General features: G+C 50.2%; 18 protein-coding genes. 6 read left to right on the top strand and 12 right to left on the bottom strand.

The genetic code is table 11. The annotated features are described in order from the left end of the window. Positions 1 to 39: 39 nt before the first annotated feature. Entirely contained in the window at positions 40 to 384 is a 345-nt protein-coding gene (locus tag EYC62_05785) for a hypothetical protein (protein TAH34014.1), read from the bottom strand. A 356-nt stretch (positions 385 to 740) separates the two neighbouring features. On the opposite strand from EYC62_05785, the gene ftsA reads away from it, so the two are divergent. The 4 genes from ftsA (at position 741) to EYC62_05765 (ending at position 5,586) form a co-directional block, all read left to right on the top strand. Then, on the top strand, positions 741 to 2,027 hold the full coding sequence (ftsA, locus tag EYC62_05780) for a cell division protein FtsA (GenBank protein ID TAH34013.1): 1,287 nt from the start codon (positions 741 to 743) through the stop codon (positions 2,025 to 2,027). 191 nt (positions 2,028 to 2,218) lie between these two features. Continuing rightward, positions 2,219 to 4,018: a cell division protein FtsZ gene (ftsZ, locus tag EYC62_05775; protein TAH34012.1), complete on the top strand. Its 1,800-nt coding sequence runs from the start codon at positions 2,219 to 2,221 to the stop codon at positions 4,016 to 4,018. Positions 4,019 to 4,137: 119 nt separating this feature from the next. Next, positions 4,138 to 4,629 carry a hypothetical protein gene (locus tag EYC62_05770; GenBank protein TAH34011.1) on the top strand — a complete coding sequence of 164 codons (492 nt, stop codon included), beginning with the start codon at positions 4,138 to 4,140 and terminating at the stop codon, positions 4,627 to 4,629. A gap of 87 nt (positions 4,630 to 4,716) precedes the next feature. After that, on the top strand, positions 4,717 to 5,586 hold the full coding sequence (locus EYC62_05765; GenBank protein ID TAH34010.1) for a hypothetical protein: 870 nt from the start codon (positions 4,717 to 4,719) through the stop codon (positions 5,584 to 5,586). Positions 5,587 to 5,636: 50 nt separating this feature from the next. On the opposite strand, the gene EYC62_05760 is transcribed toward EYC62_05765, so the two are convergent. The 4 genes from EYC62_05760 to rpoB all read right to left on the bottom strand — a co-directional run bounded on the left by EYC62_05760 (position 5,637) and on the right by rpoB (position 15,604). Next, positions 5,637 to 6,026, bottom strand: coding sequence for a rhodanese-like domain-containing protein (locus tag EYC62_05760; protein ID TAH34009.1), 390 nt, complete (start codon positions 6,024 to 6,026; stop codon positions 5,637 to 5,639). Between the two features lie 233 nt (positions 6,027 to 6,259). Then, positions 6,260 to 7,042 (bottom strand): hypothetical protein, encoded by a 783-nt coding sequence (locus EYC62_05755; protein ID TAH34008.1) that lies wholly within the window; start codon positions 7,040 to 7,042, stop codon positions 6,260 to 6,262. A 128-nt stretch (positions 7,043 to 7,170) separates the two neighbouring features. Beyond that, complete coding sequence (gene rpoC, locus EYC62_05750) at positions 7,171 to 11,379, bottom strand: DNA-directed RNA polymerase subunit beta' (protein TAH34007.1); 4,209 nt, start codon at positions 11,377 to 11,379, stop codon at positions 7,171 to 7,173. A 49-nt stretch (positions 11,380 to 11,428) separates the two neighbouring features. Next, entirely contained in the window at positions 11,429 to 15,604 is a 4,176-nt protein-coding gene (rpoB, locus tag EYC62_05745; GenBank protein TAH34042.1) for a DNA-directed RNA polymerase subunit beta, read from the bottom strand. Positions 15,605 to 16,083: 479 nt separating this feature from the next. Here rpoB and EYC62_05740 point away from each other — a divergent pair, with 479 nt between their 5' ends. Further along, positions 16,084 to 16,542 (top strand): hypothetical protein, encoded by a 459-nt coding sequence (locus tag EYC62_05740; protein ID TAH34006.1) that lies wholly within the window; start codon positions 16,084 to 16,086, stop codon positions 16,540 to 16,542. A gap of 1 nt (position 16,543) precedes the next feature. Here EYC62_05740 and EYC62_05735 read toward each other — a convergent pair whose 3' ends face one another. The 7 genes from EYC62_05735 to EYC62_05705 all read right to left on the bottom strand — a co-directional run bounded on the left by EYC62_05735 (position 16,544) and on the right by EYC62_05705 (position 21,501). Then, entirely contained in the window at positions 16,544 to 17,308 is a 765-nt protein-coding gene (locus EYC62_05735) for a hypothetical protein (protein TAH34005.1), read from the bottom strand. 60 nt (positions 17,309 to 17,368) lie between these two features. Next, complete coding sequence (locus tag EYC62_05730) at positions 17,369 to 18,115, bottom strand: hypothetical protein (protein ID TAH34004.1); 747 nt, start codon at positions 18,113 to 18,115, stop codon at positions 17,369 to 17,371. Between the two features lie 202 nt (positions 18,116 to 18,317). Beyond that, positions 18,318 to 18,695 carry a 50S ribosomal protein L7/L12 gene (locus EYC62_05725; GenBank protein ID TAH34003.1) on the bottom strand — a complete coding sequence of 126 codons (378 nt, stop codon included), beginning with the start codon at positions 18,693 to 18,695 and terminating at the stop codon, positions 18,318 to 18,320. A gap of 94 nt (positions 18,696 to 18,789) precedes the next feature. Then, positions 18,790 to 19,299, bottom strand: a complete 510-nt coding sequence (locus EYC62_05720; GenBank protein ID TAH34002.1) for a 50S ribosomal protein L10 — start codon at positions 19,297 to 19,299, stop codon at positions 18,790 to 18,792. 312 nt (positions 19,300 to 19,611) lie between these two features. Continuing rightward, positions 19,612 to 20,355 (bottom strand): 50S ribosomal protein L1, encoded by a 744-nt coding sequence (locus EYC62_05715; protein ID TAH34001.1) that lies wholly within the window; start codon positions 20,353 to 20,355, stop codon positions 19,612 to 19,614. Position 20,356: 1 nt separating this feature from the next. Next, positions 20,357 to 20,788, bottom strand: a complete 432-nt coding sequence (gene rplK / locus EYC62_05710) for a 50S ribosomal protein L11 (protein ID TAH34000.1) — start codon at positions 20,786 to 20,788, stop codon at positions 20,357 to 20,359. 149 nt (positions 20,789 to 20,937) lie between these two features. After that, positions 20,938 to 21,501 carry a hypothetical protein gene (locus EYC62_05705; GenBank protein TAH33999.1) on the bottom strand — a complete coding sequence of 188 codons (564 nt, stop codon included), beginning with the start codon at positions 21,499 to 21,501 and terminating at the stop codon, positions 20,938 to 20,940. Between the two features lie 112 nt (positions 21,502 to 21,613). On the opposite strand from EYC62_05705, the gene EYC62_05700 reads away from it, so the two are divergent. Continuing rightward, the gene (locus tag EYC62_05700; protein TAH33998.1) at positions 21,614 to 21,937 is read left to right on the top strand and encodes a hypothetical protein; all 324 of its coding nucleotides are present in this window, start codon (positions 21,614 to 21,616) and stop codon (positions 21,935 to 21,937) included. The last annotated feature ends 47 nt before the right edge of the window (positions 21,938 to 21,984 follow it).

Raw genomic sequence — 21,984 nt, 5'->3', positions numbered from 1 at the left:
TCTGCTTCCTTTCTTATTTATTTAAAACTTCATAACATCCTAAATAAATGGCCCAAACAAAATTAGATAAGCGCAACATCCGATACTAAATATGGTCCAAACTTTTCTTTTAAACAAAATACCGGTATTCGTAGGTTTTGTTACCTTGTGACGCACATCCCATCGGTCAGCTAATTGCCAAATGGACGCTATGCCCAAGGATATTGGGATACCGGCAACAACAAAAAGTGCTGCATAGCGGCAAATAATCCAGAAATTATAAATGAAATCTTCCTCAATACCTTGGTCCCGCAATATGCTTTGAATATCAATAATATAAAAAGCCGCCAGAATCAGAGCAACAACACCAGCTACATCGCCAATAATTTTCAAATATTTTTTCATGGTTGGTTTTCTTTCTGTTCGCTTGTGTTCATTCACTTTCCATCCGAAAATCAATACATCTGGAAAATCTTAATAAAATAAATTTTTATCTATTTAATATTGGCGCAGAATTTTTTAGAAAAAACGACAACACCAAATTATAAAGATGCAAATATACGCCTTAAACAACCTATAATTGCATCGCGGCATAATTGCGGCGCACCGTTCCGCTACAAAGATGTCCACAAGCGCGTAAATGGCGGAAAACCGCCGATAAATGAACTTGTATACCGGCCGATAGCGCGCTATTTTTGTTTAAGAAATATGGCCGATGCGCTCAAAACTGCGCCCATAGCACGCCAAGGGATATTACCGCCATGAAACCGCGTTTTCGTAAAAGCACCATCGCCGCGCTGGATATCGGATCTTCCAAGGTCTGTTGTTTTATCGCCAAGGTCGACGATATGGGCCGCGCGCGCGTGCTGGGCATTGGCCACCAAATTTCGGCGGGGATGAAGGCCGGCGTGGTGATGAATGTCGAAGCGGTTGAAAATTCCATTTTGAACGCCGTGCATGCGGCCGAACAAATGGCTGGCGGCGACACGATTCGGTCGGTTTATGTGAATGTGTCCTGCGGCCACCCGGCATCGCAACATTTCGATGTGGAATTGCCGTTGCATGGCCAGCAAGTCCGCGATTTGGACGTGCAAAAATTGTTGGGCCAATGCCGCGTCGCCTATGACCAGCAAATGAACCAATCGACCGGCGCCAACGATAACAGCATGAACCGCTATTTATTGCATGCAATTCCGGTTGGGTACAGTTTGGATGGCAGCCGCGGCATCCGCGATCCGCGCGGCATGTATGGCCAGCGTTTGGGCGCCAGCGTGCATCTGGTTTCGGCGCAAAACGGCGCGTTGCGCAATCTGGCGACTTGCGTCGAACGGTGCCATTTGGATCTGGATGGATTCGTACTGTCGCCTTATGCGTCCGGCCTTGCCACATTGGTCGAAGATGAAATGGATTTGGGCTGCACCCTGATCGATATGGGCGGCGGGACCACATCGGTGGCGGTATTTTTCGACGGCAATTTATTATTCAGCGATATTGTGCCGATCGGCGGCATGCATGTGACCAACGACATCGCGCGCGGACTTTCAACGCCCGTTCTGCAAGCCGAACGGCTGAAAACATTATATGGCGGCGCGCTGGCGACCGCGCAAGACGACGAGGATATGATCGATGTTCCGTTGGTTGGCGAAAACGATTTGAACGATGCGCCGAACCATATTCCGAAATCGTACCTGAATCGAATCATTCAACCGCGCCTCGAAGAAACATTCGAAGCCGTGCGCGCCAAATTGGCCGAAGCCAATGTCGATAAAATCGCCGGCCGCCGCGTGGTATTGACCGGCGGCGCCAGCCAGCTGTCCAATGTGCGCGAATTGGCGGCCAATATCCTCGATAAACAAGTGCGTTTGGGCAAGCCAATCCGCCTGACCGGCCTTGCCGATGCGGCGGGGGGCCCCGCCTTTTCCACCTGCGCCGGATTGCTTACCTTTGCGACCCATCAGGAAGCCCAGGTGGAGGGTAAAAAACCATCCACAGGAAAGGGGCAAAGCCTGTGGAGCCAAGTCAAATCTTGGATTGAAGAGACTTTATAGACCTTATATATTGGCTTTTATGTAGGGTTTAATACTAATAATAGTGCAAACCACTAGATATAGTAGAAATCACTAAATACTGTGTTGCTGGAAGAAAAGCCCGTCGCCTTGTGGATTCATTACGGTAGCGTTTTTTCGGCAAAACATTTAAAGCAAAATATCACACCGCCCACCCAACCGGAGAGTTATTCATGAGCATCAATCTACGCGTTCCAAAAGCCGAAAGTGAATTAAAACCGCGCATCACCGTTGTCGGCGCCGGGGGCGCTGGCGGGAACGCTGTGAACAACATGATCCGCTCGAACTTACAGGGCGTGGAATTCATTTGCGCCAACACCGATGCGCAAGCATTGCAACAAAGTTTGGCGGAACGCAAAATTCAATTGGGCGTGAATATCAATCGCGGTTTGGGCGCCGGCGCCAAACCCGAAGTCGGCAAGGCGGCCGCCGAGGAATCGATCGAAGAAATTATGCAGCACATCGAAGGCAGCAATATGTGCTTTATCACCGCCGGTATGGGTGGCGGCACTGGTTCCGGCGCAGGTCCCGTGATTGCGCGCGCATCGCGTGAATTGGGTATTTTGACCGTGGGCGTTGTAACGAAACCATTCACCTTCGAAGGCGCGCACCGCATGAAATTGGCGGAAAATGCGATCGAAGAAATGCAGCAATATGTCGACACATTGATCGTCATTCCAAACCAAAATCTGTTCCGCATTGCCAATGAACGCACCACATTTGCCGATGCATTTAAAATGGCCGACGACGTATTATATTCCGGCGTGCGCGGCGTGACCGATTTGATCACCATGCCAGGCCTTATCAACCTTGATTTCGCCGACATCCAAACCGTTATGGCGGAAATGGGCAAGGCGATGATGGGCACCGGCGAAGCCGAAGGCGACCGCCGCGCATTGGATGCCGCCGAAGCCGCGATCAACAATCCATTGCTGGACGATGTCAGCATGAAAGGCGCGCGCGCCGTTCTGATCAACATCACCGGCGGTTTGGATATGACCCTGTTCGAAGTGGACGAAGCCGCCAACCGCATCCGCAGCGAAGTCGATCCCGATGCCAACATCATCTTCGGTGCGTTCTTTGACGAAAAACTGGTCGGCCGCATGCGTATTTCGATTGTTGCCGCCGGCATGGATGCCCTGGCGATCCGCGCCAATAACGATGCGCGCCAAAATCCGTTTGGCCCAGGCTTGCGTCCGCAAAAAGTGGTGCCGCATGCCGATATTATCGCCAATGCGCGCAAAACCCCGGCGCCTATTCCATCGGCCCCGGTTTCAACGCCGCCAAGCGCTTCGGCGTACACGGCAAACCGCACTAACCTGAACGAATTGTCGTCGACTTCTTACACGCCGCGCAATACGGCCCCTGCCCCGCGCGCGGAAGTGAAATCGCCGGTCAGCACCACCAGCAATATCGCCACCAATAATTTCACCGGCGATTTGCCCGACAGCGATTTGTTTATCCCGCCAAAACCATCCGTGGCGGAAACCAGCAAAGAAGACATTTCATTGACGGAACGCATTGTTCCAAGCGCGATTGAAACCCAGGACGAACCGCAAACCGTGCGCGTCGATCTGAAACAAGACCGTCCATTGGAAAAGGCGATGCATCGCCCGGCCACAATGCCAAGCGAAACCACACCGGGAAGCGGCACGCAAACTCCGTATAGCCGTACCGGTACTGCCGGCAGTTTCGCGACGGAACGTTCGCCAGAATCGCAGGCCAGCAAATCGGCGGAACGCGCGCAACGACGCGGCCCGGGTTTGTTTGAACGCATGATGGGCGGCGTATTGGGCGGCGCGGCGAATGCGGCCCCATCCACCCCGCCAGCGCGCCAGGAACCGACCTTGCTGAAAACCGAAGCACCGACGGCAAAAGAAACATCCGAACCGGTTCAGGAAAGCCTGACGCCAAAGGCGGAAAACGACGATTTATTGGATATCCCAGCGTTCCTGCGCCGGGGAAACAACTAACACGCCATTCGCGGGGTGTTATCCCGAACGGTAAACGTGAGGGATCTCCTAAAATTAACGAAAACCCACCCTTGCGGTGGGTTTTTTTATGCTTTATTTTATCCTGAATCGGGAATTTCATGCGCACCTTATTATTTCTACTGATTCTAATTTTTGTCACGCCCGCTTTGGCACAAGACCAGGCGGAGGAATGCACGCTGGGAATCGAAGCGATCGAAAGCCACATCGATTTCCAATCGCCCGTTGTTAAATCCGAACTGCCGTCCAAACGCGAAAACCGGCATTTAATCGAATCGGTTGCATTAAAAAATGGCGTTGTGTTCAGCTTTGATATTGGCGGATGCCACCATTACGCGTTCAATTTGCGCTGGGATAACGTGCCGGACGATTTGGAAAAAGATCCTGTTCTGCTTGCCAAAAAACTATTGGCCGAAGCGCCGCTATTGGACAAAGGTTCTGCCGGTCCCCGCCCCGTTATGACCGATGCTTTAAATAAATCCAAAACGCCCGGCGAGTTAGCTTGCGGCCAGGACGCGAATTGCGAATTGATCGTCCATAAAGCCGGACCCTATACGCTTAGTGTTGTGCTGTCCTACGATTTTCCGTTGTAATAATTGCTTCAAACCATTGAATTCAAACTAGATTTTGCTCCTTGCTTTTGTATTTTATAGAGATACAATTTAAATCCAGGAGCAAAAATGGGGCAAAACATCATCCCTCCCATAAAAAAATTGGAATTGCTGTTGAGGGCAACTTTAATGGCTTTTGCGCCTATTAGTGTCATGGACTTTAAGGGCAGAGGCCGCGTTCACCCGGTCCCCATGGCCCGGCAAGTATTTACCTGGCTGGCCCGGAAACACACCGATTATTCTTTTCCCGGGCTTATCAAATTGACGGGGGGCCGCAATCACAGCACGCTTGTCACGCAATACTGGAAAGCGGCAGCGGAATTGCAACGAGAGCCGAACGGACCATTAGCAAAGAAAATAGAAAAGGCGGAAGGGTTCTATCGGACGGCATTGGCCGGGGAAAAGGCGCCCACCAAGCCTGTGACAAATAATTTTCCAGCTCCTGCCGTTACTCCTGTTGCCGGTTCTAAAAATATCATTTTAGACTGGGATACGCTTGCGGTTTGTGTCGGCAATGTATTCCAGATCCAACCCGCGCAAATTTTGCAACCATTGCCTTCGACAGACACGGCTCTGACGAATCCAAACTTACGCAATGTAAAAGTTGTGTTCATACAGATGGCATTGACGTTGGGAGCGTCTTTCGACGAAGCAGCAATACGAGCCGGGGGGGCATGGCCGTTAAATTTTCATTTGGCATGCACGCCGGAGGATATGGCTTATTGCACCGAACGGTTAAGAGGGGTCAAAGATCTTTATCATCTTTGGGTACAAGACCGGTTGCCCGGCCCGGTTACGCCGCCTGAACCCGCCCCTGCTCCGAAACCTCAACCAGTTTCTGCTACGCAGCTTCAACCTGCTCCTGCCACACCCGCTAAATCCGATTTGCGGCCCAGGGAGAGGGCGGTCGACCTTCTGAAAGTACGGAGAACCATGTAAAAATAAAAACCCCGCCGATACAGGCGGGGTTTTTGCAGCATGGCATAAATCTAAGCCGCCTGGGTTTTCCCGGTCTTAGTAGTACCGGTCTTGGTACCAGTGGTCGTTGTGCCAGTGGTGGTGCCCGTGGTTTTCGCGGTCCATTCCTGCATTCCGCCTTCATACACCGAAACTTTGGTGAACCCTTTGGTTTCGAGGGTCTTTGCGGCATCGGCGGATGCGGTGCAAGCAGCGCTGGCGCAATACAGAATGGTCGGCTTATCCTTTCCGCCAGTGGTTTTCTCCACAGTGGTGGCGAAATTGGGATTGTCTTTCCATGGAATATTGGTCGATCCCGGAATGCTGGCTTGCTTGTATTGTTCGGCGGTCAAGACATTAATCACCGTGGTGCCAGGATTGGTCCGGGTTTTGGTAAATTGATCGTAGGTTAGTTTTTGCATGATTTACTCCTTCTCCAATTGGTTGTTGGAACAGCCCGAATGGGCTCTTGGTAGTAGGCATAGTATGGACCCGCCAAATAAAAGCGCAATTCCCTATATTCCATTGGCAAATAACAAAAACCAGGTTTTGTGACAGAATTATGAATGTCGTCGCAAGCCGTTTGCACACTATCGCAAGCAAATACAAAACCCGGCTTTTAGGCCGGGTTTTGTATTATTTCTATTCCTGCGGATTAGCGGGCTGCTTGGCGACCCAATCTGTCTTTTAACCAGCGATGCCGTGTTAGGACTCTTTTACCAACGTGCGACCGATGGTCAACACAACAAGCGACTTGATTCAGAACATCTACCCGCCGTTCGGGTTTAAGCGTGTTGATATTGGCCAAAACAACTTCAGCGCCCATTTCCCCTATCGTTCTGGCGACTAAACTAAAGTCAAATTCAGCTTGGCATGGCCTGCTGACCGTATTTACTGCCACATAGGCAGCAGAAAGCCGGCTTTTAGGGTCGGTGAAAATAGTCGCCAACGCCAATAATTCGCGGGCATATTGATGGCGCAATTCTTCTGTTGGGCAATGACCGGAACCGGCGCACAGCGCACTATATTTTTCTTCACCGGTTTGCAACATCGGCACATTTTCAAGAATTACCCTGCTGGCGGCCCATTTCATATAGGATGATGCGTACCGTACTTTAAAAGCCCGCTTTGCGGCTTCTACTTTGGCTTCCGCAGTAGGCAATTCCGCTACATGTTTTTTCCATGGACCAACAGCGGCTTCCGCAACTTTTCCGGGAATAAGCGGAGATGCGGCAATCGCCTTCTCAATTTCAACCAAGCGGCGCGATGGGTTGGAAAAGTCGCCGGCCCGTTCGACAACACGGATCAATTTCTGTTGTATAGCATCCCATTCAAATGCTTTTTGTAACCTTGCAATATCGAACCACAAACCTTCGATTTGTGCCGCAGTCGCTTTATCGGTCTCTCTCTGCATTCTTAGGTTATTTGCCGCTACCATATCGTCCACTCCATTAATCATTTATATCGATGACGAAATTATAAGGTTCATACCCTGTAAATCAACAAATATATCAGCAATAAAAAACCCCGCCAATGGCGGGGTTTTTCATAGAATCGGATCAATGCTTATCCGGCATTCGCGGCGCGGCGGCGCGGTTTTTTGTCCGCCTTGCCTTCGTCTTCGTTGGCAATCGCGCCCGCTTCGATCACGGCCACCGTGGTGGTATCGGATGGGGCGATTTCCTTGTCGCGGTCTTTCGCCACATGGCGCAGACGGTTGACATAGGCGCCCGTACCGGCCGGAATCAAACGGCCGACGATCACGTTTTCTTTCAAACCTTGCAACGTGTCGATCTTGCCGTTGATCGCCGCATCGGTCAGAACGCGGGTCGTTTCTTGGAACGATGCCGCCGAAATGAACGAACGGGTCTGCAAGCTGGCTTTGGTAATACCCATCAAAACCGCGCGGTATTTCGCGGCGCGGCCGCCATTTTTCATAGCAGTGGTATTTTCCTGTTCGAATTCCTCGCGGTCGACTTGCTCGCCGGTCAGGAAGGTCGTATCGCCCGGATCGGTGATTTCGACTTTTTGCAACATGTTGCGCACGATTACTTCGATATGCTTGTCGTTGATTTTAACGCCTTGCAAACGGTAAACCGCTTGGACTTCCTGTACCAAGTACGCAGCCAAAGCTTCGACGCCCATAACCGCCAAAATATCGTGCGGAACCGGGTTTCCATCGAGCAATAGATCGCCTTTTTGTACGAAATCGCCTTCTTGAACCGCGACGTGACGGCCCTTTGGAACAACATATTCCACCGGATCCGAACCGTCGTTCGGTTGAATCAAAATGCGGCGTTTGGTTTTCGCATCCTTGCCGAACACCACGCGGCCTTCGGTTTCGGAAATGATCGAGTAGTCTTTCGGCTTGCGCGCTTCGAACAATTCGGCAACACGCGGCAAACCGCCGGTAATGTCGCGAGTTTTGATCGTATCGCGCGGAATGCGGGCGATTACATCGCCGGCCCGGACTTCGGAATTGTTGTCCACCGACAGAACCGCATCCACTGGCAAGAAGTAACGCGCTTCGGCGCCGTTCGACATGGTCAGAACTTTGCCTTTCTTATCGCGCAACACTACCATTGGGCGAAGCGAATCGCCTTTTGGAGTCTGGCGCCAGTCAACCACCACTTTGGAAGAAATGCCGGTCGCTTCGTCCACGACTTCGCGGATCGACACGCCTTCTTGCAGGTCGACATAATGCACGACGCCTTCGAGTTCAGTGATAATTGGCAAGGTATATGGATCCCATTCCGCCAATTTTTGACCTTTTTTCACGGATGCGCCGTCTTTGGCCAGCAATTTCGCGCCATAAGGCACTTTGTGGCGGGCGCGTTCGCGGCCATCGGCATCCATCAATACCAATTCGGAATTGCGGGCCATGACGATCGACAAACCATCGCGGTTTTCAACCAGGTTTTTATTGTTGATTTTCAAGGTTGAGTCCACGGTCGCTTCGACGTTCGATTGTTCCGCGCCACGCTGCGCGGCGCCGCCGATGTGGAATGTACGCATGGTCAACTGTGTACCAGGTTCACCGATCGATTGCGCGGCGATAACGCCGACTGCTTCGCCGATATTGACCTTGGTACCACGGGCCAGATCGCGGCCATAACATTTGCCGCAAACTCCGTTTTTGGTTTCGCAGGTCAGAACCGAACGAATCTTAACAGAATCGATCGCGGCTTTTTCAACCGCTTCCACTTGCAATTCCTGGATCATATCGCCGGATTTAACGATCACTTCCTTGGTTTTTGGATGAACGATGTCTTCCGCGGCCGAACGGCCCAGAATACGATCGGCCAAAGGTTCGATCACATCGCCGCCTTCGACAACCGCACGCAAGGTCAAGCCTTTTTCGGTGCCGCAATCGTCTACGGTGATGATCAAATCTTGCGATACGTCGACCAAGCGGCGGGTCAAGTAACCCGAGTTCGCTGTTTTCAATGCGGTATCGGCCAAGCCCTTACGCGCGCCGTGGGTCGAGTTAAAGTATTCAAGAACGGTCAAACCTTCTTTAAAGTTCGAAATAATCGGTGTTTCGATAATTTCGCCCGATGGTTTTGCCATCAAACCGCGCATACCGGCCAACTGCTTAATCTGCGCAGCGGAACCACGCGCACCGGAATGGGCCATCATGTAAACCGCGTTTGGTTCGAGACCTTTTGGCGTGGCGGAGATTTTTTTCATCATTTCTTCCGCGACGCGATCGGTGCAATCCGACCACAAGTCGACCACTTTGTTATATTTCTCACGCTGGGTGATAAAACCGTCCAGATATTGCTGTTCGTATTCTTTAACCTTGGTTTCCGCGTCGGCGATCAATTTTTCTTTCGCTTCTGGGATCACGAGGTCGTCTTTACCGAACGACAAGCCGGCTTTGCACGCATGCTTGAATCCAAGGCCCATCATTTTATCGCAGAAAATGACCGAGGCTTTTTGGCCGCAATAACGGTATACCGTGTCGATAACGCTGGAGATGTCCTTTTTGGTCAACAAGCGGTTGACCAGGCTGAATGGAACATCGACATGTTTCGGCAATAACGATCCGAGCAAAATACGGCCAGCGGTGGTTTCCACGCGCTGAATGATTTTGTTGCCGTCTTTATCGACGGTTTCAAAACGGGTCAAAATTTTGCTGTGCAAGTGAATGACGTTGTGTTCCAACGCATGTTCGATTTCGCCGATATTGACGAAATATTTTCCTTCGCCCGGCAAACCTTCGCGCATCAGCGTCAAATAATAGATACCCAAAACGATATCTTGGGTTGGAACGATGATCGGTTTTCCGTTGGCTGGCGACAACACGTTGTTGGTCGACATCATCAGAACGCGTGATTCCAATTGGGATTCCAGCGATAACGGCACGTGAACCGCCATTTGGTCGCCGTCAAAGTCGGCGTTAAACGCGGTACATACCAATGGGTGCAATTGGATCGCCTTGCCTTCGATCAATACCGGTTCGAACGCCTGTACGCCCAAACGGTGCAAAGTCGGCGCGCGATTCAGCAAAACCGGGTGTTCGCGGATAACTTCTTCCAGAATATCCCAGACTTCGGGACGTTCTTTTTCCACCATGCGTTTTGCCGCCTTGATGGTGGATGCCATGCCGTACAATTCCAATTTCGCGTAAATGAACGGTTTGAACAATTCCAGCGCCATTTTCTTTGGCAAGCCGCATTGATGCAATTTCAATTCCGGACCCACGACGATAACCGAACGGCCGGAATAATCGACGCGTTTTCCAAGCAAGTTTTGGCGGAAACGGCCTTGTTTGCCCTTTAACATGTCGGACAAGGATTTCAATGGACGTTTGTTGGCGCCTTGGATGACGCGGCCACGGCGGCCGTTGTCGAACAACGCGTCCACCGATTCTTGCAACATACGTTTTTCGTTACGCACGATAATGTCTGGCGCGCGCAATTCGATCAGGCGTTTCAAACGGTTGTTCCGGTTGATGACGCGGCGATATAAATCGTTCAAATCGGATGTCGCGAAACGGCCGCCATCCAATGGCACCAATGGGCGCAATTCTGGTGGAATGACCGGAATCACATCCATGACCATCCATTCCGGCTTGGTGTGCGATGCGATGAACGCATCGACGGTTTTCAACCGTTTTACCAATTTCTTGCGTTTGGCTTCGGAATTGGTGTCGCGCAATTCTTCGCGCAATGTGGTTTGCAATTCTTCCAAATTCAGAGCCAGCAACAGCGATTTAATCGCTTCCGCGCCGATTTGCGCGGTGAAATTGTCGCCGAATTCGTCTTGCGCCTTGATATAATCTTCTTCGGACAGCAATTGATTGCGTTTCAAGCTGGTCATGCCAGGTTCGGTGACCAAGTATGATTCGAAATACAAAACTTTTTCCAGTTCCCGCAAGGTCATATCGAGCAACAAGCCGATACGCGATGGAACCGATTTCATGAACCAGATATGCGCAACCGGCGCAGCCAATTCGATATGGCCCATGCGGTCGCGGCGAACTTTGGTCAGCGTAACTTCGACGCCGCATTTTTCGCAAACGATACCGCGATATTTCATGCGCTTATATTTGCCGCACAGACATTCGTAATCCTTGATCGGGCCGAAAATACGGGCGCAGAACAAACCGTCGCGTTCCGGTTTGAAGGTACGGTAATTGATGGTTTCCGGCTTTTTGATTTCGCCGTGCGACCAGGCGCGGATTTGATCCGGCGATGCAATCGAGATCCGCAATTGATCGAAACTTTGCGGGCCGGTGTTTTGATTGAACAGATTCATCAACTGGTTCATTTTGTTCTCCAAAAATCCTGTCCCCTCCCGTCAGTGGGAGGGGTGATAATTATTCATCCGTTTGTTGCAGATCGACGTTGAGGCCCAGAGATTTGATCTCCTTGACCAAAACGTTGAACGATTCCGGAATACCGGCTTCGAAATTGTCGTCGCCACGCACGATCGCTTCGTACACTTTGGTACGGCCCGAAACGTCGTCCGATTTGACGGTGAGCATTTCCTGCAAGGTGTAGGCTGCGCCGTATGCTTGCAAGGCCCAGACTTCCATCTCCCCGAAACGCTGACCGCCGAACTGCGCCTTACCGCCCAGCGGCTGCTGGGTAACAAGCGAGTACGGACCGATCGAACGGGCGTGAATTTTATCGTCGACCAAGTGGTGTAATTTCAACAAGTACATGTAACCGACGGTGACGTTCCGCGCGAATTTTTCGCCGGTGCGGCCATCATACAAGGTGACCTGACCAGACGTGCTTAAGCCCGCTTTGGTCAAAGCATCGGTGATATCGTCTTCGCTGGCGCCATCGAATACCGGCGTTGCCAGCGGTACGCCCGCCTGCAAGTTGCCAGCCAATTCAAGCACTTCGTTTTCGTTCATCTTAGAAATGTTTTTGTACATTTCCTCGCCATAAACGTCTTTCAATTTGTCTTTCAAATTGTTGGTGTTCGCGGCTTTTTGTTGGATCGATTGGATCATTTGACCAATCTGACGGCCAATACCGGCCGATGCCCAACCCAAATGCGTTTCCAAAATCTGACCCACGTTCATCCGCGAAGGAACGCCCAACGGGTTCAGAACGATGTCGACCGACGTGCCGTCTTCCAACATTGGCATGTCTTCGACTGGAACGATATTGGAAATAACACCCTTGTTGCCGTGACGTCCGGCCATTTTATCGCCGGGCTGCAATTTGCGTTTTACCGCCACGAATACTTTGACCATTTTCATGACGCCTGGCGGCAATTCGTCGCCGCGCTGCAATTTTTCAACTTTGTCGTCGAAACGCGCTTGCAATTGGCGTACCGATTCATCGAATTGTTTCTTCAACGCTTCGATGTGATCCATCTGGCCATCGTCACTGATGGTGATTTGGCGCAATAAATGGTTTGGAATATTGGCCAAGATCGATTCGGCCAATTTCTCGCCTTTTTTCACGGGTGCGTCTTTTGGTGCGCTGGAAACATCCTGGTCCGCCATCAACACTTTCAGACGGGCGATGAAGCTGCGTTCCAAAATTGCGCGTTCGTCGTCACGGTCTTTCGCCAATCTTGCGATCTCTTGACGTTCAATCGAAAGCGCGCGTTCGTCTTTGTCAACGCCACGGCGTGAAAACACGCGTACTTCGACGATGGTTCCGGAAATGCCTGGCGGCACGCGCAACGATGTATCGCGCACGTCAGAGGCTTTTTCACCGAAGATCGCGCGGAGCAATTTTTCTTCCGGCGTCATTGGCGATTCACCTTTCGGCGTTACTTTACCGACCAAAATATCGCCCGCTTTTACTTCAGCGCCGATATAAATGATTCCGGCTTCGTCCAGATTGCGCAAAGATTCTTCACCGACGTTTGGAATATCGCGGGTGATTTCTTCTTGGCCCAATTTGGTATCGCGCGCCATAACTTCGAATTCTTCGATATGGATCGAAGTAAATACGTCGTCGCGCACGATGCGTTCGGAAATCAAGATAGAATCTTCGAAATTGTAACCGTTCCAAGGCATGAACGCGACCAGCGCGTTACGGCCGAGCGCCAATTCACCCAAATTGGTGGATGGACCGTCGCCGATCACATCGCCAGCCTTGATCACGTCGCCCACTTTGACGATAGGACGCTGGTTGATGCAGGTCGATTGGTTGGAACGTTGGAATTTCAGCAAATTGTAAATGTCGACGCCTGGGCTGTCGGCTTTGGTTTGATCGGTCACGCGGACAACGATACGGTTGCCTTCGACCTGGTCGACAACGCCGGTACGGCGCGCAACAATGGTCGCACCCGAATCTCTAGCAACGGTTTCTTCCATGCCGGTGCCCACCAGTGGCGCCTCGGAACGCAACAAAGGCACAGCCTGACGTTGCATGTTCGATCCCATCAGCGCACGGTTAGCGTCGTCATTTTCCAAGAATGGAATCAATGCGGCAGCAACCGACACCAATTGTTTTGGCGATACGTCCATCATTTCGATGTCTTGCGGACGGGACAACATAAAGTCGCCACCCTTGCGGCAGGAAATCAAATCGGCAACGAATTCGCCTTTGTCATTCAATTCGGCGTTCGCCTGCGCGACGGTGTATCTTTCTTCCTGGCTGGCGGACAAATAAACCACTTCATTGGTCACGCGGCCATTCACCACTTTGCGGTACGGGCTTTCGATAAAGCCGTATTGGTTGATGCGCGCATAAGTCGCCAGCGAGTTGATCAACCCGATGTTCGGACCTTCCGGCGTTTCGATCGGACAGATACGGCCATAATGGGTTGGGTGAACGTCACGGACTTCGAATCCTGCCCGTTCGCGGGTCAAACCGCCCGGTCCAAGGGCCGATAAACGGCGCTTGTGCGTAATTTCCGACAACGGATTGGTTTGATCCATAAATTGCGACAATTGCGAAGATCCGAAGAATTCGCGAACGGCCGCCGCGGCCGGTTTCGCGTTAATCAGATCGTTCGGCATAACGGTGTCGATTTCAACACTGCTCATACGTTCGCGGATGGCGCGTTCCATACGCAGCAAGCCGATGCGATATTGGTTTTCCAGCAATTCGCCAACCGAACGAACGCGGCGGTTGCCCAAATTGTCGATATCGTCGCCCATGCCGCCCGAATGTTTCAAATCATGCAGGGTTTTCAAGATGGTTAGGATATCTTCTTTGCGCAAGACGCGAACTTGATCTTCGGTTTCAAAGCTGAGGCGCGAGTTCATTTTCACGCGGCCCACCGCCGATAAATCATACCGCTCCAAGTCAAAGAACAGGCTTTGGAACAAGGCATCTGCCGCTTCCAATGTTGGCGGCTCGCCGGGGCGCATAACGCGATAGATATCGAGCAACGCGTCTTCGCGGTTGAAGTTTTTATCAACCGCCAAAGTGTTGCGCAAATATGGACCAACGTTTACGCCGTCGATTGCCAATACTTTTACTTCCTTGATATTCAATTTGTCGAATTGTTTTAGCAAGGCAGAGGTGATTTCATCGCCCGCTTCGCACAATACTTCGCCGGTTTCGTTGTTGATCATATCAACCGCAACGAAATAACCTACCAATTCTTCTTCGGTTACCAAACGGTCTTTCAAACCGTCGGCTTGCAATTTTTTGCCCAAACGCGGCGTCATTTTTGCGCCAGCTTCGGCAACAACTTTGCCGCCATCGGCATTCAATAAATCGAATGCCAATTTATGGCCATACAAAAATTCCGGTTGGAACGGAGTTTTCCAGCCCGATTCGGCGCGTTTGAATGTCAGCTTGCCGTAAAACGCGGCCAGCATTTCTTCTTTCGACATGCCTTGCGCTTCGCTTGGCTCCAGCTTTTCGCCGACATTCGCGGCTTGCGCGCGGCGCTGCGCGGTTTCATCGGAATCCAGCGCCATCAACAAAGTGGTCGCCGGCAATTTGCGTTTGCGGTCGATGCGCACATACATAATGTCTTTGGCATCGAATTCGAAATCCAGCCACGAGCCGCGATAAGGAATAACGCGGGCGTTGTACAGGAATTTTCCGCTGATATGAGTTTTGCCTTTGTCGTGATCGAAGAACACGCCAGGGCTGCGGTGCATTTGCGATACGATAACGCGTTCCGTTCCGTTGATGATGAACGTGCCGTTCGAAGTCATCAATGGCATGTCGCCGAAATACACATCTTGTTCTTTGATGTCGCGAATCGATTTCGCGCCGGTGTCGGCATCGACATCCCACACCACCAAACGCAAGGTTACTTTTAACGGAGCGGCGAAGGTCAAACCGCGTTGACGGCATTCGTCGGTGTCATATTTCGGATCTTCCAATTCGTATTTCACGAATTCCATTTGCGAATTTCCGGCAAAATCGGAAATCGGAAATACCGATTTAAACACGGCCTGCAAGCCGGTGTCGGTGCGCTGCTCAGCGCGGGTATAAATTTGTAAGAAATTATCGTACGAAGTTTTTTGCACCTCGATTAAGTTTGGCATCGCGGCAACTTCGGCGATACGGCCGAAGGATTTGCGAATTCGTTTACGTTGGGCAAATGATAAAGCCAAGTTTGATGCTTTCATTGCGATCTGCTCCTGTCCTTGCAAAAAGGGTTACGCGCAATTCCCGGGTGGGATGCGAAAATTAAAAATTAATTGACCGAGTATTCAAAAAAATCAGAGGGATAATTTACGTTGAAGATAGAAAAAACCTGCCATGGCGAATTTTTTTGCGTCATAATTTCCCTCGTATAAAAAACAGCATGCCACGGAGCGGTACTACCGTCCCGGGCAAAAGAGGTGATTTTATAGCGAATTTATAAGGACTTGGCTAGTATAATCTTTGCGGTCATACCGTAATAATATTTCAATATGATATCAAAAATACACTAACTAATGAAACTAAATTAGTACCGGGTTCGGAATAGTCAAGGTGAATAGTGGGTTTATCCGCTGGTATTATTGGCTTATAAACTTGTGTCTTGATTATTATATCTTAAAAGGATATAAATATTAATGGATAAGCAATTAAAAAGGGGTACAGAGGTATGACGATATCATTAGGTGGTTTAAAACCAGATCAAATTTCGCACGCCATTTGGAATGAAGGAAGAGGACATACAGGTGATGTAGCCGATGGTCATAAAATAACTAAAGCACCCAAAATCCCCGGGCAGCCACAAACTAATGCATTATGGTCAGAATTATTAACCAAACCACCGGCAGAACAAGCCGGAATTTTGGCCGGACATAATGTCGTTACGGCTTTTGCGCGCACCGATAAATTAAATGAAATGACCGCACTAATTGGCGCAATGCCCCCAGAATTGCGCGCACAGATTTTATTGAACGCGGATAACCATGCTGCGTTTGGTTTGCGCAATCGCGGTAAAGGCGCCGAGGTAGATGCGATGATGGCCGGTTTACAAAGACCTGCTCGTCAAACAGTGAGCACTGAAACGGTTCTAAGTCTTGCTGGCGGCAATCAAGGCAATCCGGGTAAATAATTTATCCGCCAAACTGCGCCCATAATAATTTCGCGCTTAGCGCCAACGAAACAACCACCAAAACCGGTTTGATCAATTTGGCGCCATGACGCATGGCCAAATGCGCGCCGCAATACCCGCCGATTATTTGTCCTGGAATCATCACCGCCGCCACAAGCCAGATCACTTTCCCGCCCAGAATAAACATCGCCAACGATCCCATATTGCTGGATAGGTTCAGCAATTTGGTGTTGGCGGTAGCGCGCTGTAAATTCATGCCCAAAAATGCCAGCAAGGATGCGGTGTAAAACGATCCCGCGCCGGGGCCAAAAAACCCGTCATAAAATGCGATGCCGAAGGCGAAAGTCGCGGCGAATGTCATCATGCCGATGCGCGCATGGCTGTCTTGGTCCGACAGGCGGGGCGACAATAAAAAATACAACGCCATCGCCATCAATAAAAACGGCACCAGCGGTTTTAAAAAATCGGCGGATATTTGTTGCACCACAATCGTGCCCAATGCCGAACCCAGCAACGCCGCGATCACCGCCGGGCGAATCGATTTCCAATTGATCAGTCCCTGGCGCGCATATCGCCATGTGGCAACCGACGTGCCGCAAATCGCCTGCATTTTGTTGGTGCCCAGGACCATGTGCGGCGGAATGCCGGTCGTCATCAATACTGGAATTGTGAGCAGCCCGCCCCCACCCGCCATCGCATCGATGGTCGATGCCGCCAAAGCTGTGGCGAATAAAAGCATAAGAATGTCGGTGGTGAGTTCGAACATACCGAACTATAGCAATCAGAAACCTAAAAATAAATTAGCATATAGAAAAGGGGTTAGTATTTATGCCCTTGCACCCCGACCGCCCACATAACCAAGACGCAGAGCGTGACCACGAGCCCCTACCCAATTCCAGAATCTTTGCCTGCGCGTAAGTCCGGTTTCCGCCGTATGAAATTGCACGCGAGTTACCTGATCATAGCTATAGTACCCGCCTGCCGCGACTTGGTCATGGATAATCAGTGCACTGGTTCTCGGCTTTGCGAATGGTAAAATAGCATCGCAAAATTTTCTGCGCCCTTCTTCGCCAAAACGAATCAGGCAAACGCCCAAGCTTTCTAAATTCTTTGCTTGATATCCTTCTATTCCAACAAACATGCACCCATAAGCGCCAACGGAAAAATAAGGATGGTCCATTCCATCTATATCATAAGATCGTGGATGCAAATTTGGATTTGCAAAAATATCCGCCAAACGAAAAGCCAAAGCGCGCGGTTTTTCATGATTAAATTCCGCGCCGAAACAACGGTGGCCGAGTTCCAATAATTTACGTGCTTGGATAATAGTGTTTACTTTTTGATTATTCAGCTGATTTTGAAATTCCGAAGCTTGATTTGGCTGCTGATAAAGAGCATCCAATACATCCTGAACTGTATCAATTCCGGCAAATACTATGTCGCGCAGAGTTTCCCGCGACGCGCCGGCTTGTGCGGCGGAACGGATTAAATCAAAAAATCCTTTGACATTCCCCCCTATCGCGGAATTGATCGATTTGCGATGACACGCTTGCCAAAAATCTGGTGTTCGCATCAGCCCGTACTGGTTTCATATATCACCTTTTTATTTTATTATTTTCAAGCTTGTATCTTTAATGATGATAAAAATCAATACTTATTAAATTACCCTTTTAAATCCATAAAAAAAGGCAGCCGAAGCTGCCTTTTTAAACGATTGCTCCCGTTGCCAGGAGATCCCTCGCGCATAACGCTCGGGATAGTTTGCGAAAGGCAAACTACTTCAATTCGACTTTGGCGCCTGCTGCTTCCAAAGCTTTTTTCGCTTTTTCCGCATCTTCTTTGCCAACGCCTTCTTTGACCACTTTCGGTGCGCCTTCGACCAGGTCTTTGGCTTCTTTCAAGCCAAGGCCGGTGATCGCGCGAACTTCTTTGATCACTTCGATTTTCTTGTCGCCGGAAGCGGCCAAGAAAATGGTGAATTCGGTTTTCTCAGCAGCCGGAGCAGCACCAGCAGCGGCGCCGCCAGCAGCGGCAACAGCAACCGGAGCAGCAGCCGAAACGCCCCATTTTTCTTCGAGCATTTTCGACAATTCAGCAGCTTCCAAAACGGTCAGTTTGGACAATTCGTCTACGATTTTATTCAAGTCAGTCATGTTAGTTCTCCTAGTTAATTACTGGGCATTGGGGTTTGGGGTTTGGGTTTAGGAAAATTTTAATTCCAAAACCCGGAACCCATTACCCAAAACCCTAAGCCTTATTTCCATATGCGCCAAATACCCGCGCCAATTGACCGGCTGGTGCTTGAACCACGCAAGCGATTTTCGTCGCTGGGGCTTGCAACAATCCGACCAACTTGCCACGCAATTCATTAATGCCTGGCAATTTCGATAGCGCCAAAACAGCGTCTTTCGACAATGTTTTGTCACCCATCGCGCCGCCCACGATTTGCAGCTTGTCATTATCGTTGCCGAATTCAGCAACAACTTTGGCAGCAGCAACGGGATCGGCGGAATAAGCGAGTGCCGTCGGGCCCTTCATCAAATCGATCAAGGACTCGTACTGGGTGCCTTTGAAAGCCAATTTGGCGAGGCGGTTTTTCACCACGCGCAGATTCACTTTGTTAGACACGGATTTGCGACGCAAAGAAGCGGTTTCCGATGCGCTCAGGCCGGACATATGTACGACTACCATCAAGGCAGCGTCTTTTGCATCGGCTTGGACGTCTTGAACCAATTGTGCTTTTTGGTCTCTATTCACGGTATTTCTCCGTTTATTGTTAAAACACAGCCCATCATGGCAACACGCCATAACGAACCACCTTAACCCGTCTACGCCCTTACGGGCTTCGACGAGGCATTGCTGTCCAGGAGAAAAGGGAGAGCGGACGCAGCACGTCCAAAATTCTTCTTTCCTGTCTATTGCTAGCGAACCGAAGTTCTTTGAGTCACGCTGGTAAAAACCATTGCAACACTGGCAGTCTTGGACAGTATTTATAGGTTCCAGGTTTCCGGTTCCAGGTTCCAGGTTTTAAACCTGATACCTGACACCCGGCACCTGACACCTAATTCTTTACGCCGCGAGCGACGTTAAATCCACTTTCACGCCAGGTCCCATCGTGGAACTGACGGTCATTTTGGTAACGAACGCGCCTTTGCTGGCTCCGCTCGGTTTCGCTTTGTTGATCGCATCCATGAACGCTTTGATATTGTCCACGATTTGCGCTTCGCTGAAATTCGCCTTGGCAACGCCAGCATGAACGATTCCGGCTTTTTCGGCGCGGAATTCTACTTGACCGGCTTTGGCGGCGGCGACGGCGCCAGCGACATCCATGGTCACGGTGCCCAATTTCGGATTTGGCATCAGGCCTTTTGGACCCAATACTTTACCCAATTTACCGACAACACCCATCATATCCGGAGTTGCGATACAGCGATCAAAATTCATTTCGCCTTTATTGATCAATTCGGCCAAATCATCCGCGCCAACAAATTCGGCGCCGGCTTTTTTGGCTTCTTCGGCTTTCGGGCCTTTGGCGAACACGGCAACGCGGAACGATTTACCGGTGCCATGCGGCAACGATACCATGCCGCGCATGGTTTGATCCGATTGCGCGGTGTCCAAATTGCAATTCAAAGAAACTTCGATGGTTTCGACGAATTTTGCTTTCGCGGCGGCTTTGACCATCTTTACAGCTTCGGTCAATGCAAAGCGTTGTTCGCGGTTGATGCCTTCGTATACTTTACGCAAACGTTTGCCGTAACCTTTTAAGTCTGGGCGAATTGCGGTTTTGGTTGTTTGTTTTTTGTCAGCCATCTTAGCCCTCCACCACTTCGATGCCCATGGAACGGGCCGAGCCTGCGATCATGTTCATGGCGCCTTCGACATCGTTGGCGTTAAGATCCGGCATTTTCGCTTCTGCGATTTTCTTGATTTGCGATTTTTTGATTTTACCAACAAAGCCGCGGCCTGGGGTTTTCGAACCCGATTGCAAACCCGCTTCTTTCAAAACGTAGAAAGATACTGGCGGCAATTTGGTGATGAACGTGAACGAACGATCCGAATAAACGGTGATGATCACGGGAACTGGAGTACCCGGTTCCATTTTTTGCGTCGCGGCGTTAAATGCTTTGCAGAACTCCATAATGTTCACGCCCTTTTGACCGAGCGCCGGACCCACCGGAGGAGATGGGTTCGCTTTGCCTGCAGCGATCTGCAGCTTGATGTAACCATCAATCTTTTTTGCCATTGTTAACTCCTAATATATAATGTTCAGCGGTGCATACGAGGATGGCACTCCCCTCCCGCAATCGAATGGTGTTTATAGGAGTTTTTCCAATCTTTAGCAAGCAAAATGGAAAGGCGAAGATCTAGCAATAACTAGTTGATATATAATGATTATGCTGCGTGTGATAAAGAGCGGCATCTTCCCCCGCCCCGCCTTTTGGCAATTAAAGCGGCAAGATATTGACCCGCGCGTTGATGCAATTGATGATTATAGGCCAAGTCCAGCCGCAGCATAAATTTGCTATAGATTTCGGCATCAGAGGGATTGGCGAATAAAGTCGCTTCCGGCTCTCTTACCTTTAAATCAGCCGGGTATCCTTTTTCGATCATATTCCTGGCGGCGGTGGAGATTTCAAAAATCAGCCGCATGGGCGGCGTTTCAATTTCGTTTGTACCATGTATTAAAATATCGTCGCGTTCTTGCTGGGCTTGCAGTTCCCATAATCCCATCGCCAACATCCGCGCCGCGGCCAGACTGTGGCTGACGATACCATAAAAACGTTCCGATAATAGGATGGGGTGACGGCCGGATTTTAACCCGGCTCTTATTTCCCCGAACAACTCGTCTAAACGTGGTAAAATCTCGTTTTCCCGCAGATCGCGCTCGTCCACTTTCCGCATTTGTTGCATTGCGGTGGTTAATTGAGGGGAATAAGGTCTTCTCTCAGCTACCATTATTATTGCATATAAAAATAAAGAACAAGCACCCGGGACTTTTAAAGTCGTATGATTACGGATATAAGAAACTATCGTTAAAGTTTGATGAAATAAACTCTGTGGAAAAAACATGTGTTGGTCCGGCGAAGCGTCAACAGTATTGGCCGCGGTTGGTTTAGGCACAACCGCATGGGCGGCGTATAAAAAAGAGCCGACGGTTTTGTGGATCTGCCTTGGTTATTTTTCGCTGATGGAAGCGTTACAGGCCTATACCTATTCGGTGATCGGACAATGCGGCAATCCCGCCAATCAAGTAGCGACGTTGCTGGGGTACATCCATATCGCCTTTCAGCCGTTTTTCATTAACGCAATCTCGCTGTATTTCATTCCGCATGTCGCGGCGCGTAAAATCGCGCCAGCCGCTTATATTTTATGTTTTTTTCCGCCGTTGTGATGATGCTGCATTTATATCCGTTGCAAGGATTGTCATTGTGCGAAATC

The organism is Alphaproteobacteria bacterium, from assembly GCA_004295055.1.
Classification (GTDB): Bacteria; Pseudomonadota; Alphaproteobacteria; order SHNJ01; family SHNJ01; genus SHNJ01.
Note: the sequence above shows the minus strand (reverse complement) of the source record. Positions and strands in the feature narration are given on the sequence as shown.

What these genes read in the sequence shown, in the direction of transcription:
- EYC62_05785 (TAH34014.1), bottom strand. Translation starts at nt 384, where the DNA reads ATGAAAAAATATTTGAAAATTATTGGCGATGTAGCTGGTGTTGTTGCT.
- ftsA (TAH34013.1), top strand. Translation starts at nt 741, where the DNA reads ATGAAACCGCGTTTTCGTAAAAGCACCATCGCCGCGCTGGATATCGGA.
- ftsZ (TAH34012.1), top strand. Translation starts at nt 2,219, where the DNA reads ATGAGCATCAATCTACGCGTTCCAAAAGCCGAAAGTGAATTAAAACCG.
- EYC62_05770 (TAH34011.1), top strand. Translation starts at nt 4,138, where the DNA reads ATGCGCACCTTATTATTTCTACTGATTCTAATTTTTGTCACGCCCGCT.
- EYC62_05765 (TAH34010.1), top strand. Translation starts at nt 4,717, where the DNA reads ATGGGGCAAAACATCATCCCTCCCATAAAAAAATTGGAATTGCTGTTG.
- EYC62_05760 (TAH34009.1), bottom strand. Translation starts at nt 6,026, where the DNA reads ATGCAAAAACTAACCTACGATCAATTTACCAAAACCCGGACCAATCCT.
- EYC62_05755 (TAH34008.1), bottom strand. Translation starts at nt 7,042, where the DNA reads ATGGTAGCGGCAAATAACCTAAGAATGCAGAGAGAGACCGATAAAGCG.
- rpoC (TAH34007.1), bottom strand. Translation starts at nt 11,379, where the DNA reads ATGAACCAGTTGATGAATCTGTTCAATCAAAACACCGGCCCGCAAAGT.
- EYC62_05740 (TAH34006.1), top strand. Translation starts at nt 16,084, where the DNA reads ATGACGATATCATTAGGTGGTTTAAAACCAGATCAAATTTCGCACGCC.
- EYC62_05735 (TAH34005.1), bottom strand. Translation starts at nt 17,308, where the DNA reads ATGTTCGAACTCACCACCGACATTCTTATGCTTTTATTCGCCACAGCT.
- EYC62_05730 (TAH34004.1), bottom strand. Translation starts at nt 18,115, where the DNA reads ATGCGAACACCAGATTTTTGGCAAGCGTGTCATCGCAAATCGATCAAT.
- EYC62_05725 (TAH34003.1), bottom strand. Translation starts at nt 18,695, where the DNA reads ATGACTGACTTGAATAAAATCGTAGACGAATTGTCCAAACTGACCGTT.
- EYC62_05715 (TAH34001.1), bottom strand. Translation starts at nt 20,355, where the DNA reads ATGGCTGACAAAAAACAAACAACCAAAACCGCAATTCGCCCAGACTTA.
- rplK (TAH34000.1), bottom strand. Translation starts at nt 20,788, where the DNA reads ATGGCAAAAAAGATTGATGGTTACATCAAGCTGCAGATCGCTGCAGGC.
- EYC62_05705 (TAH33999.1), bottom strand. Translation starts at nt 21,501, where the DNA reads ATGGTAGCTGAGAGAAGACCTTATTCCCCTCAATTAACCACCGCAATG.
- EYC62_05700 (TAH33998.1), top strand. Translation starts at nt 21,614, where the DNA reads ATGTGTTGGTCCGGCGAAGCGTCAACAGTATTGGCCGCGGTTGGTTTA.